The organism is Cupriavidus alkaliphilus (assembly GCF_014191175.1).
Lineage (GTDB): Bacteria > Pseudomonadota > Gammaproteobacteria > Burkholderiales > Burkholderiaceae > Cupriavidus > Cupriavidus alkaliphilus.
Window position 1 is genome coordinate 1 of sequence record NZ_JACHWE010000003.1, and the last position, 18,871, is coordinate 18,871.

Here is an 18,871-nt window from a genome sequence, read left to right on the forward strand (position 1 = left end):
AGGAGGCGCCAGACGCCGGCGCGCGAGCCGTATTCGTAGATGCCCTCCATGCTCATGTGGCGGTCGGGATAGGCCGCGGCGCCGACGATCTCGGAGAGGAACTGCTCGGAGGCGGCGTCGCCGTGCAGCACGCAGTTCTCGCCGCCTTCTTCGTAGTTGAGCACGAACTGCAGCGCCACGCGCGCGCCGCCCGGCCAGCGGGCGTGCGGCGGACGGGCGCCGTAACCGATGAGATCGCGTGGATAGTTATCGTTTGTCATGTGTCGTTGCTTGCTTCAGGAAACCACCCGGCACCGCCGTCCCGCCGCAGGCGCCGATCGTCATGCAATGAGCATGCCAGTCGTGCCGGCGGCGCCGGTCTGCAACCCGGGGGGGCCGGACCCTTGCGGGGCCGGCCCTGCGTTGCCGGTACTTCGATTACTCGGTGCCGTGCGAGTTGGCCGCGGCGTTGCGCATGGCCTCTTCGCGCGACTGGATGCCGTTGTAGAACAGGTTCAGCGTCACGGCCACGATCGTGCCGAGCACGATGCCGCTGTGCGTGAACGGGTCGGTCCACTTGGGCAGGTACTGGAAGAACGTCGGCGCCAGCGTCGGGATCATGCCGAAGCCGATCGAGATGGCGACGATGAACAGGTTGTGGCGGTTGCGGTTGAAATCGCACGAGCCCAGGATGCGGATGCCGGTGGCAGCGACCATGCCGAACATCACGATGCCGGCGCCGCCCAGCACGAACTGCGGCACCGAGGCCACTACGTGGGCCATCTTGGGGAACAGGCCGAAGGCGATCAGGATGAGGCCGCCGGCCGCCGCCACGTAGCGCGAGCGCACGCCGGTCACCGTCACCAGGCCCACGTTCTGCGAGAACGAGGTGTAGGGGAAGGTGTTGAAGATGCCGCCGATCACCGTGCCCAGGCCGTCGGCGCGCAGGCCGCGGGTCAGGTCCTCGTTGCTCAGCTTCTTGCCGGTGATGTCCGACAGCGCCAGGAACATGCCGGTCGACTCCACCAGCGTGATCAGCATGACGATGCACATCGACAGGATCGCGGTCACTTCGAAGGTCGGCATGCCGAAGTGCAGCGGCGTGATGACGGCGACGAAGCTGGCTTCATCCAGGCCTTCGAACGACACCTTGCCCAGCGCCATCGCCACCAGCGTGCCGGCGATGATGCCCAGCAGCACCGCGCAGTTGGCCACCAGGCCGCGGCCGTACTTGGTCAGCAGCAGGATGATGACCAGCGTCAGGCCCGCGATGCCGAGGTTGGCCAGGTCGCCATAGGCGAGGTTGGGCACTTCCTTGGCGACGCCGTCGATGACAGCGCGCGTGGTGGGCTGGCCGCCGGCCGACCAGTTGATGGCCACGCGCATCAGCGACACGCCGATCAGCGTGATCACCGTGCCGGTCACCACCGGCGGGAACAGTCCGAGCATGCGTCCCATCATCGGCGAGATCAGGATGCCGAAGATCCCTGACGCAATCACCGCGCCGTAGATGCCGAGCAGGCCGACGTTGGGATCGGTGCCGATGGCGATCATCGGCGCCACCGAGGCAAAGGTCACGCCCATCATCACCGGCAGCCGGATGCCGAACTTCCAGAAGCCGATGGCCTGGATCAGCGTGGCCAGGCCGGCGGCGAACAGGTCGGCGTTGATCAGGAATGCCAGCTGGTCCTTGGGCAGCTTGAGCGCGCCACCCACGATCAGTGGCACGGCAACCGTGCCGGCGTACATCACCAGAACGTGCTGCAACCCGAGCGCGAGCAGGCGCCCGGAAGGCAAACGCTCGTTGGTGAGGTCCGTCGGGACCGTGGTGCTTGCGGAATTCATTGGTGCGTCTCCTCTCCTTTGGTTTGATGGGAACGCCACGTCCGTGCCGGCAGTTTGGTCGGTGTTGTTATGGGCCCGCCGTCGCCGCGCTCTCGTTTGCACTGCCTGGGCGCGGTACTGACGACGGGCCTGCTGCCTTCTTCTTGCGGGGGCGTGACGGGAACACCGTGCTAGGTGGAGCGGCCTAGTACGCTGCGAAGATCGAAGCTGCCCGGTTCGTCCGGCTGCACGCGGTCGGCGCAGGCGCCAAGGTGGTGCGCCATGCGCGACTGGGCCAGTGCGGCATTGCCCTGTTCCAGGGCGTCGAGGATTTCTTCGTGCTCGTCGAACGAGCAGGCGTTGTTGCCCGGCGCTTCCACGCTGGCGATCATCAGCGTGGTGCGCGACACCAGGCGGCGCATCATGTTGACCAGCAGCGCATTGCCCGACAGTTCCGCCAGCGCGGTGTGGAATTCGGCGGACAGGCGGATCCACTTGGGACGGTCGTGCGTCAGGAAGGCCTGGCGCTCATTGGCGACCATCTGGCGCAGCGGGGCGATCACGGCCTTGACGTCGGGCATGCCGGCCAGCTTTTCCAGCACCGCGCGCTCCAGCATCTGGCGCAGCTCGAACATGTCGTGCGCCTCGTCGGTCGACGGGCTGGCGATAAAGGCGCCGCGGTTGGGCTCGAGGTCGACCATACCGTCCGCCGCCAGGTGCGACAGCACCTTGCGCACGGTGTGGCGCGCGGTGGCATAGATCTCGCAAAGCGAATGCTCGGTGAGCTTGGTGCGCGGCGGCAGCCGGTGCTCCATGATCGCGTCGTAGATCTCGTGGTACATGCGCTCCTCGACCGAGCCCTTGCGCGCGGGCTTGGCGGGCTTGCCCGGGATCTCGGTCGGTTCGCCGAGCTCGGATCCGGCCTTGGATTCGGCGTTGGCGGCAATCAGCTTCAGGCTCTTGGACATCGTGGCACCAGCAGGTCAGGCGGGGCACCGTGAATCCTGTTTATCAGGGTACGGTGATCCAAAAATTGTTGACAATTATTTGGTTACGGCCTCAATATTGTCAACAAAACCAACTCAGGTTTTCGACAACTCAGGGAAATCCCTGAATTGCCAACGGGGAAGTGCAGGCGCATTGTCGCCACGCACCAACCCAGCGCCGGGATGCGTTACCAGACGTACCGAGCGGGCACCATTCCCACACATGGTGCTAGTGAAGGCAGCGGCGCCCCTCACAACCCAATCGCAAAAGGACAAATACGATGGGACGCTTGACCACCCATGTTCTCGACACCGCTGCGGGCACGCCCGGGCAGGGCATGTCGATTACTCTCCATAAAATTGTCGACAATCGTCGCGAAACCCTCAAGACCGTGGTCACCAACCACGACGGCCGCTGCGACCAGCCGCTGCTGGAGGGTGCCGACCTCGCCGCTGGCGTGTACGAGCTGGAATTCGCCGCCGGCGACTATTTCCGCGCCCAGGGCGTGAAGCTGCCCGAGCCGGCCTTCCTGGACGTGGTGCCGCTGCGCTTCGGCATTGCCGACGTCAACGCGCACTATCACGTGCCCCTCCTGGTTTCGCCCTGGTCGTACTCGACCTACCGCGGCAGCTGAAGCGGTGGCATAGGGAAACAGGAGACAAGACATGGAAGGCTATATCCTCGACTGGGCCAATATGCTGCTGCGGTGGGTGCACGTCATCACCGCGATCGCATGGATCGGCTCTTCGTTCTATTTCGTGTGGCTGGACAACAGCCTGACCAAGCCCACCGCGCCGGACCTGAAGGAGAAGGGTGTCGACGGCGAACTGTGGGCCGTGCACGGCGGCGGCTTCTACAACCCGCAGAAGTACCTGACCGCGCCCAAGTCGCTGCCGGAGAACCTGCACTGGTTCTACTGGGAGTCGTATTCGACCTGGATGAGCGGCTTTGCGCTGCTGGTGGTGCTGTACCTGTTCAACGCCAGCACGTTCCTGATCGACAAGAACGTGTTCGACATGTCGCCTGGCGCGGCGGTCGGCTTCGCGGTGTCGTACCTGCTGATCGGCTGGATCGTCTATGACAGCATCTGCCGCCTGTTCAACAAGAATGACCGCCTGGTCGGCATCCTGGTGGCGATCTACATCGCCGCGGCGGCCTACGTTGCGTGCCACATTTTCTCCGGCCGCGCGGCGTTCCTGCTGACCGGCGCGATGGTCGCGACGATCATGAGCGCGAACGTGCTGGCATGGATCATCCCGGGCCAGCGCAAGGTGGTCGCGGCACTGAAGGCCGGCCAGCCGGTGGACCCGATCCACGGCAAGCGCGGCAAGCAGCGCAGCGTGCACAACACCTACTTCACGCTGCCGGTGCTGTTCGCGATGCTGTCGAACCACTACAGCATGACCTACGCCCACAAGTACAACTGGGTGGTGCTGATCCTGATCATGCTGTCGGGCGTGCTGATCCGCCAGTTCTTCATCCTGAAGCACAAGGGCAAGATCAATGTGCTGTGGCCTGCCGCCGGCGTCGCCGCGCTGGGTGTTGTCGCCGTGATGATCGCGCCGCAGCCGCGCCCGGCCGTGGCCAAGGTCGATGGCGAGGCAGCCGCGACCGTCAGCTTCGCCAAGGTGCAGGAAGTGATGAACGCACGCTGCGTGCAGTGCCACGCCGAGCAGCCGAAGATGATGCCGACCGCGGCCAAGGGCATCAAGCTCGAGACGCCCGAGGACATCAAGGCCCACGCTCAGCTGATCTACCAGCAGGCGGTGCAGCAGAAGGCGATGCCGCTGGGCAACGTGACGCAGATCACCGACGACGAGCGCGCGCTGCTGGGGCAGTGGTTCGAAGGCGGTGCCAAGACTACGAATTAACGTGTGCTGAGCTGCAATGCATTGAGGCCGGCTCTAGCAGAGCCGGCCCGGGAAATCCGAGCATCGGTGATCGACGGTCCGGAGGGTTGAGCAGTTGGCAACCCGCAGTACCGGACCGGCGAGGGTTTGGACGGGGCCTACGGGTCCCGTTTTTTTTATTGGTGTTTCTTGTTTTTGTTTGGGTGGTCGCTGTTGGTGACATGCTGTGGGCTGTTGAACCGTGTGGTTCCGCCCTCCTGGGCGGGTCACTTTTTGGCCCAGCGCCAAAAAGTAACCAAAAAGCGCGTTTACTGCCCTGCGGGCGGCATGTCTTATCGTAGTGTGCGTTGGAGTTTTCGTACGGGGCTTTGCTTCCTCACATAGCGGGACTGCCTGCCGCGGTGGTGCACTACCGTGGCAGGGGCGTTGAAGTGTGGGTTGAACGAGCCCAGAGCGCGGCGTGGCCCCTGCTGCTGGCCTTGTCGTAGGAACGCCTACGGCTGCGCTGCGCGCCGGCAGTATCGCAGGCCAAGGGCTCTGGCACAGAACGCTTCGCTGCGCTCGCTTGGCGCTTTCGGTGCGTGCGCACGATTCGCGTCGCTTCCGCGCAGGGGCCCTCCGGAGGGGCGCGTACGCGCCGCAACAGCGCGTGCGAGCGCAGCGACGCACTCCGTGCCAGAGCAGTAGACCTGAGATCGGGAGCGCGCGCAGCGCAGCCGTAGGCGTCCCACCAATAACGCGGTTAGCAGGCTGCCACCGACCTAAAGTCGGGTTCGTCCATCCGACCTTGAACGCCAGGCACATCCAGGTAGCGCCAGCAGGGTCGAACCACCAACCGCCTGACCGCAAGCCACCACCGTTGGAACCACCAACGCCGCCTTAGCCAGCCGCTCAGGCGACGCGTTTTTTGGTTACTTTTTGGCGCTTGGCCAAAAAGTGACCCGCCCAGGAGGGCGGAACCAGGCGGTTCAACAGCCGACAGCATGTCACCAGCGGCGCCCAGCACCTTCAATGTCCCGACAGCATGTCACCAACAGACCCCAGCCCCTTCAATGCCCCGACAGCATGTCACCAACCAACCGCGCCCACCAACCAAATCACCCCCCAACCTTCACCAACACCAACACCCCCAACACCAAAAAAATCCCCGCCGCAATCTTATGCACCAGCCCGATCGGCATCTTGTTGGCAAACCTGTCGCCCAGCAAGACAGCTGGTGCATTGGCGATCATCATGCCGAAGGTCGTGCCCATGACCACCGCCAGCACGGCGTCGCTGAAGCGCGCCGCCAGCGCCACCGTGGCGATCTGGGTCTTGTCGCCCATCTCGGCAAAGAAGAAGGCGACGAGGGTGGTGCCGAGGATGCCGATGAAGCCCTTGACGGGCTTGGCCTGCTCGGCGTCGTCGAGCTTGTCGGGGATCAGCATCCACGCGGCCATCGCGATAAAGCCCAGGCCGAGGATCCAGCGCAACAGGCTTTCGCCGACGACGTGCGTGATCCAGCCGCCGAGCGCGCCGGCAAAGCCATGATTGAACAGCGTGGCGATCAGGATGCCGAGGATGATGGGCACCGGCTTGCGATAGCGCGCGGCCAGTACCAGCGACAGCAATTGCGTCTTGTCGCCCATTTCTGCTAGGGCGACGATGCCTGTGGAGACGAGGAAGGCTTCCATATTGATCTTGTGGGGTAACCGGGCCGCAATGCATCGCGAGATGCCAATGACGCAACCCTTTCCCGGCCCGGCCAGAAAGGGATGGTCATCGGTCTCGCCAGGCATGGACGCTGCCTGGGCCGATCTGGCCAGGCGGGTCCGGAGCTGCGCACGCCATAACCGCAAGCGGTCAAGTCTGTTGACGTACGCCCCTGTCTGCCGAAGTCCGCATTGCGCGGCGCGGTGAGAGCAGGGCGGCTACTCCCCAATGGAAGCGGCGATTATAACCGCGGCGGCGGGGGCTCGTCCACCCGTCGCCGCATGGCGGGCGGCGCTCAGGCCGGCACCGGTGCGTTGTCGCTGGTCTGGCGGCCGCGGAAATCGGTCCAGCACAGCGCCTTGAAGTCATAGAGCTTGCAGCGGCGCGCGGTGTCGAAATACCAGCGCCACGAAAAGTTTTCGATGATGATGCGGCCCGGCAGCGCGTGTTCCAGCAGCGCCTGCGCGCGCTTGAGGCGGTACAGCGGCACGCTCATGTCGACGTGGTGCGCGGTGTGTTCCATGATGTGGTGCAGCGCTGCGCCGATGCCGTGGCGGAAGCGCAGGTGCACGGTGGTCGAGACGAACGGCTGGGCCCTGGCCCACATCGTCTTGGTGTCGTACCAGGCGACGCTGGTGTGGGTATGGTGCACGTACAGCACGAAGCCGACGGTGATGTTCCACACCAGGAAGGGCAGCACGAAGCCGGCGCCGATCAGCATCCAGACGGACTGCTGCGTGGCCAGCGCCAGCGCCGCCAGCGCGCCGATCCAGGCCAGCCCGAACGCCGCCACCAGCACGCAGTCGCCGGTGAAGATCGGGCGGCGCGTGGCCATCTGGCGCTTGCTGGGGAAGAACAGCTTGCACCACCAGATCTCGACCAGGTAATACAGCCCCGGGCCGAAGCCGGTGCGGTAGATGCGTTCCATCACGCGGCGCCAGCGCGGCAGCGCGTTGAATTCCTCTAGCGAATAGGGCGCCCAGACGAAGTCGAAGCCCTTCAGGTTGGTGTAGCCGTGATGGACCACGTTATGGCCGACTTCCCACAGGCTGTACGGCGTCAGCGAAGGCAGGAAGGTCAGCCGGCCCAGCCACTTGTTCAGGCCGCGGCGCGGGGTCAGGCTCTGGTGGCAGGCATCGTGGCCGATGATAAACAGGCGCGCGATCACCAGCCCCGCCAGCACCCCCAGCGCCAGCTTGGCGGCCCAGTGCGGCGCCAGCACCACGCCGGCCAGCACGGCGCCGAACAGCAGGTAATCAAAGGCAAACAGCATCAGCGCGCGCGGCGTGCTGCGCTGGCCCAGCGGGATCAGCCAGCCGCGGATGATCTTGCGCGACGGCAGCGGCGCGTCCGGCGCGATCGGTTCAGGAAGCGGCGCCTGGTGCGGGGCATGGGCGCGCGCGCCGGCATGCGCCGGGGCGTGCCCGGGGGCGGGGTCAACGGATTGATATGCGGTCATGCAGAACCTTCTGATTGCGGTCGATGGATATCGGTGCGCGGCAAGGCAGAGTGGCCGCGGCGGAACCGCAAGGTTAGAAGGCTTTGTCGAAGGCAGTCTTGACGGTCGTCAAGCCGGTGGGACGGCGGAAGCGGTAAGGGCGCGCCCGCCGCGGGTGCGGCGGGCCACGGATGCGGAAGTGTGGCGGATCAGGCTGCCGGGACGCTGGCCGGCTCGCCCATCACATAGACGCTGTCGATCACGCGGTCGTCGCCCAGCATGGCAAAGGCGAACAGCTCTTCCTCGAGCGTTTCCGAGCGGTTGCTGCGGCGTGCGATCAGCGGCGTCGCCTTGGGGTCGAGCACGATGAAGTCGGCCTCGCAGCCCTCGCTGAAACTGCCGACGCGGCCGGTCCAGCCCAGCGCCTCCGCCGCGGCGCGGGTGGCCAGGTAGAACATGCGCAGCGCGGTCAGGTAGTAGCCGCCCATGCGCGCCACCTTGTGCGCGGCGTTCATGGTGCGGAACATCGAGAACGAGGTGCCGCCGCCCACGTCGGTGGCCAGCGTCACGTTCAGGCGGTTGGCATCGGACTGGTGGAAGTCATAGAAGCCGCTGCCGAGGAACAGGTTGGAAGTCGGGCAGTGCGCCACCGCGGCGCCGCTGTCGGCCAGCCGGCGGCGGTCGTCCTGGTCCAGGTAGATGGCGTGGCCGTACATCGCGCCGGGACGCAGCAGGCCATAGCGGTCGTAGACGTCGAGGTAGCTGCGCGCGTCCGGGAACAGCTCGGCCACCCATTTGACCTCGTCGCGGTTCTCCGCCACATGGGTCTGGATAAAGGCGTCGGGGTAGGCGCGCGCCAGTTCGCCGCAGGCGGCCAGCTGCGCCTCGGTCGAGGTCGGCGCGAAGCGCGGCGTGATCGCGTACGACAGCCGTCCCTTGTTATGCCAGCGCGACAGCAGGTCGGCGGAATCCCGGGCGCCGCTTTCGGCGGTGTCGCGCAGGAATTCGGGGCAGTTGCGGTCCATCATCACCTTGCCGGTGACCATGCGCAGGTTGCGCGCCTCGCTCTCGGCGAAGAGGGCGTCGGCCGAGGCCTTGTGCACCGTGCTCCAGACCACCGCGCTGGTGGTGCCGTTGCGCAGCAGTTCCTCGGTGAAGAAGCCGGCCACGCCACGCGCGTAGTCGGGATCGGCGAAGCGGCGCTCTTCGGGGAAGGTGTAGGTGTCGAGCCAGTGCAGCAGGCCCGGCGACGGCGACGCGATCATGTCGGTCTGCGGGAAGTGCACGTGGGTGTCGATAAAGCCGGGCACGATCAGCTTGCCGCGGTGGTCGATGACCTCGGCGCCGGCCGGGATGCGCTCGGCCAGCTGGGCATAGTCGCCGGCGGCGGCGATGCGCCCGTCGGTGACGATCAGCACCCCGTCGTCCCAATACTGATACGCGTCCTCATGGAATTGCGGGTCGCGCAGGAAATGCAGCACGCGGCCGCGGATGGAGCGGGTACGGGAGTCAGTGGTGGGGTGGGTCGTCATGGTTTGTCTCTCGTGGCCGGCCCGCGCGGCACCGCATGGTGCAAGCAGCAGGCCGGGTTATTGGCGTGCGCCGTGCTCAGGCCGCGGGAGCCGTTGCGGGCGGGGACTTGGGCGGGGCGGACCAGAAGTGGTCGACTTCCGCCAGGAACTCGGCCTTCTGCATGGCAGGCAGGAAGGCCGCTTCAAAACTGTTGCGGGCCAGCTTGTGCGCGTCGGCCGCGTCCAGCGGCAGCGCGTCGAAGGTGGCTTCCCAGTTCGCATTCATATAGCCGCCGAAGTAGGCCGGGTCGTCCGAATGCAGCGTGATCGCCACGCCCGCATCCAGCATGCGCTTGAGCGGGTGGTCGCGCAGGTCGGGGTAGACCTTGAGCTTGAGGTTCGACAGCGGGCACACCGTCAGCGCCACGCGCTCGCGCGCCAGGCGCTCGACCAGCGCGGCATCGTCGATGGCGCGCACGCCGTGGTCGATGCGTTCCGCCTTCAGGATGTCGAGCGCATCGGTCACGTACTGCGCCGGGCCTTCCTCGCCCGCGTGCGCCACCAGGTGCAGGCCGAGCTCGCGCGCCCGGGCGAACACGCGCGCGAATTTCTCGGGCGGGTTGCCTTTTTCCGACGAATCGAGCCCGACACCGACGAAGCGGTCGCGATAGGGCAGCGCCGCCTCCAGCGTGGCGAACGCGTCTTCCTCCGACAGATGGCGCAGGAAGCACAGGATCAGGCTGCTCGAGAAGTCGTACTCGGTGCGCGCCTGCGCCAGGGCATCGGCAATGCCGTCGATCACCACGCCGATCGGCACGCCGCGCGCGGTATGGGTCTGCGGATCGAAGAAGATCTCGGCGTGGCGGACGTTGTCGGCGACGGCGCGCTTGACGTAGTCCATGGTCATGTCGAAGAAATCTTCCTCGGTCAGCAGCACGCTGGCGCCGGCGTAGTAGATGTCCAGGAACGACTGCAGGTCGGTGAAGGCGTAAGCGGCGCGCAGCGCGTCGACGCTGGGGTAGGGCAGCGCCACCTGGTTGCGCTGCGCCAGCCGGAAGATCAGTTCCGGCTCAAGCGTGCCTTCGATATGCACATGCAGTTCGGCCTTGGGGGTGCGGCGGATCTGTTCCGCGAGCGCGGCATCGATGGTCATGGGGGCCTCGTTTCTGGGCTTTTCTGTGCCGGGCGGCAGCGCCGGCGGCACGGGTTCAGGGATGCACCGCCTCCGTGCGGCCCGCACGCAGCGCGGCAAGGCGCTGTTCGCGGACCTGGAGCAGCTGGGCGACGATGGCAACCGCAATCATAGCCGGAGCCTTGTCGGTGATCCCGGGAACCCCCATGGGGCATGTCATTTCCGCAAACCGGGCCGGATCGATGCCGTGCTCGGCCATGCGGTGTTCAAAGCGCGCGCGCTTGGTCTTGGAACCGATCAGGCCGAAGTAGGCGAAATCGGTGCGCTTGAGGATTTCCTCGCACAGGGTCTGGTCGAGCGCATGGCTGTGCGTCATCACCAGGAAGTAGCTGCCCGCCGGCGCCTGCGCGACCACGGCCTCGGGCGTGTCGCTGGCCTCGGCCTCGACGTTGTCGGGCAGGCCGCCGGGGAACAGCGTGTCGCGCTCGTCGACCCAGTGCACCCGGCACGGCAGCGTGGCCAGCACCTTGACCAGCGCATGGCCGACATGGCCGGCGCCGAACAGCACTACGTGCATGGTGTCGGGCACCAGCGTGTCGGTCCAGCTGCCGTCGGCCTGCAGGTCCACGCCGGGGAGCACGGCGCGGCTGTCGGCAAACGTGACCGCGCCGCGCGCGGGAACGTGCCGCTGCAGCGAGCAATGGGCGGCGAACTTCCGCTCCACGGCATCCAGCCACGCCAGGTCGGCTTCGCCAAGCACTTCGAACGCCAGCTGCACCACGCCGCCGCAGCACTGTCCCAGCGCCGGGCCGAGCGGAATGCGCTCGATCCGGCGCGGCTCGCCGCGCACCAGCATCTCGCGTGCGATATCCATGCCGCGCCATTCCAGGTGGCCGCCGCCGATGGTGCCGACCAGGTCGTCGGCGCTGACCAGCATGCGGATGCCGGCCTCGCGCGGCGCCGAGCCCTTGACCTCGACGATCGTCACCATCGCCACCGGCACGCCCGCGCGCACCATGCGGGCGGCGTCGGCGAAGCGGAAGGGTTTGAGCGGTGCGTCCTGCATGGTGGGGGCCTCGGGAGATGCGGGTGTTGACTGGTGTTGCTGTGGCGTTAATGGCGGTGCTGGTGGTGGCGCGCGCCTGCTTCTTCCGCCGGCCCCTCGCCTGTCAAGGCAGTCGAGGGGGGAAAGTCCGGGGCATCCGCAGGCGCGCGCTTCCTTGCCACCGTTCAGGCTGCCTGCGCAGCCCCTTGCGCCGCCGCCGCGCGCACGGCCTCGACGGCGTCGAGGATGGCCTCGCTGGTGGCCGGGGCCTTCAGCGGCGGGTTGATGCGGTAGTCGCCCAGCGCGGCCACGGCGTCGCGGATCGCGAAGAACACCGAGAACGGCAGCAGCAGCGGCGGCTCGCCCACTGCCTTGGAGCGGTGGATGCTGTCCTCGACGTTGCGGTTCTGGAACAGGCGCACGTTGAAGGCTTCCGGGCAGTCATTGACCGTCGGGATCTTGTAGGTGGACGGGGCGTGCGTCATCAGCTTGCCGTCCTTGTTCCACCACAGTTCCTCGGTGGTCAGCCAGCCCATGCCCTGGATAAAGGCGCCTTCGACCTGGCCGATGTCCAGCGCCGGGTTCAGCGAGCGGCCCGCGTCGTGCAGCGCGTCGGCGCGCAGCAGCTTCCATTCGCCGGTGAGCGTGTCCACCAGCACCTCGGAGCATGCGGCGCCGTAGGCGAAGTAGTAGAACGGGCGGCCCTGCAGCGCCTTCTGGTCCCAGTGCAGCTTGGGCGTGGTGTAGAAGCCGTCGGACCATAGCTGCACGCGCGCCACGTAGGCTTCGCGCGCCAGCTCGCCGAACGACAGGCGCAGCTCGCCGGCGCTGACCAGGTCATCGTTGAAGCGCACTTCCGATGGTTCCACGCCGGCCTTGCGCGCGGCAAACGCGGCCAGGCGCTCGCGGATCTGGCGCGCGGCGTCCTGCGCGGCCTTGCCGTTCAGGTCCGCGCCGGTCGAAGCCGCGGTGGCGGAGGTATTGGCTACCTTGCTGGTGTCGGTCGCGGTCACGCGCACGCGTTCCATGCGGATGCCGAGCTCGTGCGCCACCACCATCGCCACCTTGGTGTTCAGGCCCTGGCCCATTTCGGTGCCGCCGTGGTTCACCAGCACCGAGCCGTCGTTGTAGACGTGCACCAGCGCGCCGGCCTGGTTGAAGTGGGCCACGTTGAACGAGATGCCGAACTTCACCGGGGTGATGGCGATGCCCTTCTTCAGCACCGGGCTGGTGGCGTTGAAAGCGCGCGTGGCCTCGCGGCGGGCGCGGTATTCGCTGCTGGCCACCAGTTCGTCGATCAGCTCGTGGATGACGTTGTCTTCCACGGTCTGGCCGTAGGGCGTGACGTTGTTCTCGCTCTTGCCGTAGAAGTTGGCGCGGCGCACGTCGAGCGAATCCTTGCCGACCGTGCGGGCGATATTGTCGAGGATGTACTCGACCGCGAACGCGCCCTGCGGGCCGCCGAAGCCGCGGAAGGCGGTGTTGCTCTGCGTGTTGGTCTTGCCGCAGTAGCCGTCGATCTGCACGTTCGGCAGCCAGTAGGCATTGTCGAAGTGGCAGATGGCGCGGGTCATCACCGGGCCCGACAGGTCGGCCGAGAAGCCGGCGCGCGACACCATCTCGACCTTCACGCCTTCGATATGGCCCTCGTCGTCGTGGCCGACGCTATAGTCGAACACGAAGTCATGGCGCTTGCCGGTGATCATCATGTCGTCGTCGCGGTCCGGGCGCAGCTTGACCGGGCACATCAGCTTCCACGCCGCCAGCGCGGCGCAGCAGGCGAACAGCGCCGACTGCGATTCCTTGCCGCCGAAGCCGCCGCCCATGCGGCGGCATTCGACCAGCACCTGGTGCGCGTGCCAGCCCAGCATATGCGCGACCGCGTGCTGCATTTCGGTCGGGTGCTGGGTCGAGCACCACACGTGCATGCCGTCGTTCTCGCGCGGCGCGGCGTACGAGATCTGGCCTTCGAGGTAGAACTGCTCCTGGCCGCCCAGGTGGATCGTGCCGCTGTCCTGGTGGGTCGCGCCGGCAATGCGCGCGGCGGGCTCGCCGCGCGTCAGGTGCATCGGCGGCAGCACATAGCTGCCGGCCTCGTGCGCGGCCTGCGGCGACAGCACCGGCGGCAGGTCTTCATAGTCGATCACGCCGAGGCGGGCCGCGCGGCGGGCCGCGTCATGCGAAGTTGCCACCACGATAAAGACCGGCTGGCCGACGAACTGCACCACGCCGCGCGGCAGGATCGGGTCGTCATGGATGATCGGGCCGCAGTCGTTGGTGCCGGGGATATCGTCCACCGTCAGCACGTCGACCACGCCCGGCGCGGCGCGCACCTTGTCGAGCGAGACCGACTTGATGCGCGCGTGCGCGCGGGTGCTCATGCCGAGCGCGGCGTGCAGCGTGCCGGCCAGCTCGGGGATGTCGTCGGTGTAGGTCGCGGTGCCGGCCACGTGCAGGTGGGCGGATTCGTGCGGACGCGAGATGCCGACCTGCGGTACCTGTTCGGCGGCGGCGTCGAGCAGGAAGGGTTCGGTTTGCTTGTTCATGCCGATTTCGTTCCTTGTTCTCCGGCTCAGGCCGTGGCGGTTTCGTTGATGCCGGCGCCGGGGGCGCGGACATTGACGGCTGCGGCGGGCAGCGCGTCGGCGTTGGTTTCCAGCCAGAACCGGTACAGCAGGTTGGCGGCACCGCGGCTGCGGTACGACGCGGTCGCGCGCATGTCGGTGAGCGGCGTGTAGTCCTGCGCCAGCGCGGCCATGCCGGCGCGCGCGGTGGCTTCGTTCCACGGCTGGCCGGTCAGCGCCGCCTCGGTCGCGGCGGCGCGCTTGGGCGTCGCCGCCATGCCGCCGAAGGCGATGCGGGCCTGCGTCACGATGCCGTCCTGCACGGTGATGCCGAACGCGGCACACACGGCGGAAATATCCTCGTCAAAGCGTTTGGACAGCTTGTAGGTGCGGAAGTGCTGCGGGCCGGCCACCGGCACGCGCAGCGCAGCAACGAACTCGCCCGGCTGCATCGCGGTCTTCTGGTACGCCAGGTACAGGTCTTCCAGCGGCAGCGTGCGGCGCGTCTCGCCGTGCTGCAGCACCACTTCGGCGCCCAGCGCGATCAGCGCGGGCATCGAGTCGCCGATCGGCGAGCCGTTGGCGATATTGCCGCCCAGCGTGCCGGCATTGCGGATCGGCAGCGAGGCGAAGCGCTTCCACAGTTCTTCCAGCTCCGGGTGCGCGGCATTGAGTGCGGCGTAGGCCTTTTCCAGCGTCACCGCGGCGCCGATCTCGATCATGCCGTCGCGTTGCTCGACCTGGTTCAGGTCTTCGACCTGGCCCACGTAGAGCAGGTTGCCCAGCTCGCGGAACTGCTTGGTGACCCACAGGCCGACGTCGGTGCTGCCGGCCAGGATGCGGATATCGGGCTGCGCCGCCTTGATCGCGCCGAACTCGGCCGCGGTGCGCGGGGCGAAGAAGTCCTGGCCCTGCGCGCGGTAGCGGAAGGTTTCGCCGCGCTTGAGGTTGCGCAGCGTGTCGGCGATCTGGCGCGGGTTGAGCTTGTCCGCGGTGGGGGCGGGCAGGGCCATCATGCGTTCGCCGGCGTCGATGATCGGGCGGTAGCCGGTGCAGCGGCACAGGTTGCCGGTCAGCGCGTCGCAGATGGTCTGGCGCGAGGGCGCCTCGCCGCCCGGCGTGTGCTGCTGGTACAGCGCCCACAGTGACATCACGAACCCGGGGGTGCAGAAGCCGCACTGCGAGCCGTGGCACTCGACCATGGCTTCCTGCACCGGGTGCAGGTTGCCGTCGGCCTGGCGCAGGTCCTCGACCGTGATCAGGGCCTTGCCGTCGAGCGTGGGCAGGAACTGGATGCAGGCGTTGACTGCCTTGAATTCGACGTCGCCGCCGTCCTGCAGCTCGCCGACCACGACGGTGCAGGCGCCGCAGTCGCCTTCGGCGCAGCCTTCCTTGGTGCCGGTGCAGCGCGCGTCTTCACGCAGGTACTGCAGCACGGTGCGGGTAATGGGGGCGTCGGATACTTCCTTGACCTGGCCGCGATGGAAAAAGCGGATGGTTTGCGTCTCCATGGTCTTCTCTCTCTTGGTGATGGCGGAAACATAGCACCCGGGCCTTTCCAGCAATATTCGGCCCAGGTGATATGCCCCATCAGCGGGCACCGCGGACGTGCGCCGCCGCACCAGGCGGCGCCCCTCGGGAGAGGGTGATTTGACCGATCGTGGGGTGCCTGTCATACACTATGCGCCGTTCCCATCCCCCACGCCACCCATCCGGCCCCCGCCGGAGGGCCGCCATCGCCATGCACGGACGCGACCATCTCGATACCTATTTGCTGCGGGTGCTCCACACCCTGCTCACCGAGCAGAGCGTGACCCGCACCGCCGTGCGTCTAGGCCAGTCCCAGCCGGCCATCAGCAACACCCTGAAGCGCCTGCGCGAGATCACCGGCGACGCCATTTTGGTGCGGGGCAAAAACGGCATGGTGCCCACCGAGCGCGGCCGCGAACTGCTGGCGCTGGCCGAGCAGAGCCTGGCGGCGATGGACCGCATCGCGCGCCCGCCGCAGCAGTTCGACCCGGCCACCACCACGCGCACCTTCCACCTGGGCGCGCCCGACTACCTGGACGCCTTCTTCCTGCCCAATATCGTCGAGCGCGTGCGCCGGCTGGCGCCGGGCGCCAAGCTGTTCGTGCACCCGATGACGTCGTCGTCGGATTTCCTCGACGATCTCGAGCAGGGACAGCTGGATATCGTGGTCGGCAACTGGCTGTCGCCGCCCGAGCACCTGCATATCTCGCCGCTGTTCGACGACGAGGTGGTGTGCATGCTGGGCGCGCAGCACCCGCTGGCGCGCAAGGGACTGACGCTCAAGCACTACCTGGAAATGCCGCACCTGGCGCCCGCGCCCTACGCGTCGATGCAGCGCAGCATGATCGACCAGGCACTCGCCGAGCAGGGCTACAAGCGCAATATCCAGGTCACGCTGCCGTATTTCGGGCTGGTGCCGTATGTGCTGATGAAGACCGACATGGTCTTCACCACCGGCCGGCAGTTCGCCGCGCACTATGCGCAGTACTTGCCGATCCGCATGGTGCCGTCGCCGGTGGCGTTCCCGCGCATGCGCTTCTACCAGCTGTGGCACGAACGCTGCCATGCCGCGCCGGACGTGATGTGGATCCGGCGCATGATCGCGGAGGTGGCGGCGGATCTGCCGCAGTTGCCGCGGCTGGAGGCCGAGGCGGGTTGAGGCGCGACGGGCGCGGCCGGCGCTATTTTGAGTGAGACGTGGGAAAGAACAGCTGCTCCCCTCCCACCCTGAACCCCGCAATCGCCTCCTGTCCTTCCCTTGACGTGATCCACTCGACCAGCTTCATCGCATCCTTGTAGTTGATACCCGGATGCCTGGCCGGGTTGACCGCGATGATCCCGTACGGATTGAACATCTTCGGGTCGCCTTCGATGGCGATCATGAGCCCGGTTTTTGCCCGGTAAGCGCCGTAGGTGGCGCGGTCCGACAGCGTATAGGCCGGCATCTGCGCCGCCATGGTCAACACCTCGCCCATGCCCAGGCCGGCATTGACGTACCACCGCTGGCCCTTGGGTTCGATGCCGAGCTGCTTCCAGTAATCCTTCTCCATCACGTCGGTGCCGGAATTGTCGCCGCGCGAGATGAACTTGCTGCCGCTGGCGGCGAGCTTGCGCAAGCCGGCCAGCACATCCTTGCCGCCCTTGACGCCGGCCGGGTCGCTGGCGGGCCCGACCACGATGAAATCGTTGTACATCACGTCGCGCCGGTTGACGCCGTAGCCGGCGGCGACGAACGCGTCTTCCATCTTGCGCGCATGCACCAGCAGCACGTCGACGTCACCCATCTCGCCCATCTTCATGGCCTTGCCCGAGCCTACCGCGATCACCTTCACGGTGACGCCTGAGCCCTTCTCGAAACGCGGCAGCAGGTACTTCAGCAGGCCCGAGTTCTCGGTGCTGGTGGTGGTGGCCAGCTTGATTTCCCCGGCATGCGCCGCCGGCAGCAGGCCGATGCAAAGAAGCGACGCGGCGAGGCGGTGCAAGGCCTGGGCATGGTGGGCCATACGGTATCTCCTTGAATTATGTTTTTGTCGACATAATTGCTTTTGCCAACGGATCTCAGTGAGAATGCGGCAAAACAACATAAGAATGGGGTATTTATTGTGGTCCAGCCGAGATCGACAAGTAAATATGTAGCGGGGAACCTATGACTTTCCGGTTCGACCTGTTTCCGGTGATCGCCTCCGACGACAATCCGCGCGCCAATGCCAAGGTGTTCCAGCTGCTCAAGGCGGTGCGCGAAACCGGTTCGCTGCATCGCGCTGCGCGCGAGATCGGGCTGTCGTACCGCCACGCCTGGGGCGTGATGCGGTCGTGGGAAGAGATGCTTGGCCGCAGCATGCTGGATATGGAACGCGGGCGCGGCGCGTCGCTGACGCGCTTCGGCGAGCGCCTGCTGCGCGCCGAGCTGCGCCTGCGCGAGTCGATCGAGCCGGCGGTGCAGCGCGCCATGGCGGAGTTCATTGCCGACCTGGACGACGCCCAGCAGCCGCAGTCGTGCGTGCATTTCACCGGCAGCCATGATCCGGCGGTGGAAGTGCTGGCCGCCGCGCTGGGCACGGCCGGCAGTCCGCTGCAGCTCGACACGGTGTTCTGCGGCAGCGTGGAAGGGCTGATCTGCCTGCAGGAGCGCCAGTCGGAACTGGCCGGGTTCTATGTCTCGCCGGTGCAGACCGCGGGTTCGGTGGCGCATGTGACCCTGCGCAAGTGGCTGCGGCCCGGCGCCGTGCGGCTGCTGCGGCTGGCGTGGCGCGAGCAGGGGCTGATCCTGGCGCCGGAGCTGGCGCGCGAGGTGCACGACCTGCGCGGCCTGGCGCGCAGCCAGGCGCGTTTCGTCAACCGGCAGCGCAGCTCGGGCACGCGCATGCTGTTCGACCAGCTGCTGGCCGCCGAGGGCTTGTATCCGGACCAGATCGCCGGCTACGACGAAACCGAGTTCAGCAACGAAAAAGTGGTGGAAGCCGTGCATGGCGGCCGGGCCCAAGCCGGGTTCGGGCTGCGCATGAACGCCGAGGCCCACGGGCTGGCGTTCGTGCCGCTCACGCGCGAGGCCTACTACCTGGCGCTGCGCAAGAACGACCAGACCGCCGGGTGGATGGCCGCGCTGCTGGCACAGCTGGCCGATCCAGCCTTTGCCCGGCGCATCGAAGCGCTGCCCGGCTACACCATGGCCGAGCCGGCCGGCATCCTGACGCCGCAAGAGGCGTTGCCCTGGTTCGGGGCGGACGGCAAGGAAGACGGCTGAGGGCCTGGCCTCCCCCGACCGCGCACGGCCCGGCGCACCGCGCGCGGGTCCGTATTACACTCCCTGCCAGGGCGC

General features: G+C 66.9%; 14 protein-coding genes, 1 pseudogene and 1 riboswitch. Of the genes and pseudogenes, 4 read left to right on the forward strand and 11 right to left on the reverse strand.

Annotated elements, in window-relative coordinates:
* The 3 genes and pseudogenes from FHX60_RS11440 to FHX60_RS11450 form a co-directional block, all read right to left on the reverse strand.
* Nucleotides 1-260: pseudogene (locus FHX60_RS11440) on the reverse strand (allantoinase); the annotation flags it as partial.
* Between the two features lie 157 nt (nt 261-417).
* Nucleotides 418-1,824, reverse strand: coding sequence for a nucleobase:cation symporter-2 family protein (locus FHX60_RS11445; RefSeq protein WP_092314132.1), 1,407 nt, complete (start codon nt 1,822-1,824; stop codon nt 418-420).
* A 170-nt stretch (nt 1,825-1,994) separates the two neighbouring features.
* Nucleotides 1,995-2,771, reverse strand: coding sequence for a GntR family transcriptional regulator (locus tag FHX60_RS11450; RefSeq protein ID WP_183283454.1), 777 nt, complete (start codon nt 2,769-2,771; stop codon nt 1,995-1,997).
* A gap of 299 nt (nt 2,772-3,070) precedes the next feature.
* Between FHX60_RS11450 and uraH the strand changes: the two genes are divergently transcribed.
* Both uraH and FHX60_RS11460 read left to right on the forward strand, forming a co-directional pair.
* The gene (uraH, locus tag FHX60_RS11455; protein ID WP_012352291.1) at nt 3,071-3,424 is read left to right on the forward strand and encodes a hydroxyisourate hydrolase; all 354 of its coding nucleotides are present in this window, start codon (nt 3,071-3,073) and stop codon (nt 3,422-3,424) included.
* A 31-nt stretch (nt 3,425-3,455) separates the two neighbouring features.
* On the forward strand, nt 3,456-4,661 hold the full coding sequence (locus FHX60_RS11460; RefSeq protein ID WP_092314128.1) for a urate hydroxylase PuuD: 1,206 nt from the start codon (nt 3,456-3,458) through the stop codon (nt 4,659-4,661).
* 1,076 nt (nt 4,662-5,737) lie between these two features.
* Here FHX60_RS11460 and FHX60_RS11465 read toward each other — a convergent pair.
* The 7 genes from FHX60_RS11465 to xdhA all read right to left on the reverse strand — a co-directional run bounded on the left by FHX60_RS11465 (nt 5,738) and on the right by xdhA (nt 15,533).
* Nucleotides 5,738-6,313 (reverse strand): TMEM165/GDT1 family protein, encoded by a 576-nt coding sequence (locus FHX60_RS11465; protein ID WP_112775264.1) that lies wholly within the window; start codon nt 6,311-6,313, stop codon nt 5,738-5,740.
* A gap of 27 nt (nt 6,314-6,340) precedes the next feature.
* Nucleotides 6,341-6,571: riboswitch (yybP-ykoY riboswitch) on the reverse strand.
* Nucleotides 6,572-6,627: 56 nt separating this feature from the next.
* Nucleotides 6,628-7,791 carry a fatty acid desaturase gene (locus FHX60_RS11470; RefSeq protein ID WP_112775265.1) on the reverse strand — a complete coding sequence of 388 codons (1,164 nt, stop codon included), beginning with the start codon at nt 7,789-7,791 and terminating at the stop codon, nt 6,628-6,630.
* A 188-nt stretch (nt 7,792-7,979) separates the two neighbouring features.
* Nucleotides 7,980-9,302, reverse strand: coding sequence for a guanine deaminase (gene guaD / locus FHX60_RS11475; protein ID WP_183283455.1), 1,323 nt, complete (start codon nt 9,300-9,302; stop codon nt 7,980-7,982).
* A 76-nt stretch (nt 9,303-9,378) separates the two neighbouring features.
* Entirely contained in the window at nt 9,379-10,434 is a 1,056-nt protein-coding gene (locus FHX60_RS11480) for an adenosine deaminase (protein ID WP_183283456.1), read from the reverse strand.
* Between the two features lie 55 nt (nt 10,435-10,489).
* Nucleotides 10,490-11,479 carry a xanthine dehydrogenase accessory protein XdhC gene (gene xdhC, locus FHX60_RS11485; RefSeq protein ID WP_183283457.1) on the reverse strand — a complete coding sequence of 330 codons (990 nt, stop codon included), beginning with the start codon at nt 11,477-11,479 and terminating at the stop codon, nt 10,490-10,492.
* 164 nt (nt 11,480-11,643) lie between these two features.
* The gene (gene xdhB, locus FHX60_RS11490; protein WP_183283458.1) at nt 11,644-14,004 is read right to left on the reverse strand and encodes a xanthine dehydrogenase molybdopterin binding subunit; all 2,361 of its coding nucleotides are present in this window, start codon (nt 14,002-14,004) and stop codon (nt 11,644-11,646) included.
* Between the two features lie 26 nt (nt 14,005-14,030).
* Nucleotides 14,031-15,533, reverse strand: coding sequence for a xanthine dehydrogenase small subunit (gene xdhA / locus FHX60_RS11495; protein ID WP_183283459.1), 1,503 nt, complete (start codon nt 15,531-15,533; stop codon nt 14,031-14,033).
* Between the two features lie 230 nt (nt 15,534-15,763).
* Here xdhA and FHX60_RS11500 point away from each other — a divergent pair, with 230 nt between their 5' ends.
* On the forward strand, nt 15,764-16,711 hold the full coding sequence (locus FHX60_RS11500) for a LysR substrate-binding domain-containing protein (protein WP_092314112.1): 948 nt from the start codon (nt 15,764-15,766) through the stop codon (nt 16,709-16,711).
* Nucleotides 16,712-16,733: 22 nt separating this feature from the next.
* On the opposite strand, the gene FHX60_RS11505 is transcribed toward FHX60_RS11500, so the two are convergent.
* Nucleotides 16,734-17,555, reverse strand: a complete 822-nt coding sequence (locus tag FHX60_RS11505) for an ABC transporter substrate-binding protein (protein WP_183283460.1) — start codon at nt 17,553-17,555, stop codon at nt 16,734-16,736.
* 143 nt (nt 17,556-17,698) lie between these two features.
* Here FHX60_RS11505 and FHX60_RS11510 point away from each other — a divergent pair, with 143 nt between their 5' ends.
* A complete protein-coding gene (locus FHX60_RS11510) occupies nt 17,699-18,796 on the forward strand; it encodes a substrate-binding domain-containing protein (RefSeq protein ID WP_183283461.1) in 1,098 nt (365 codons plus the stop codon).
* Nucleotides 18,797-18,871: the final 75 nt, after the last annotated feature.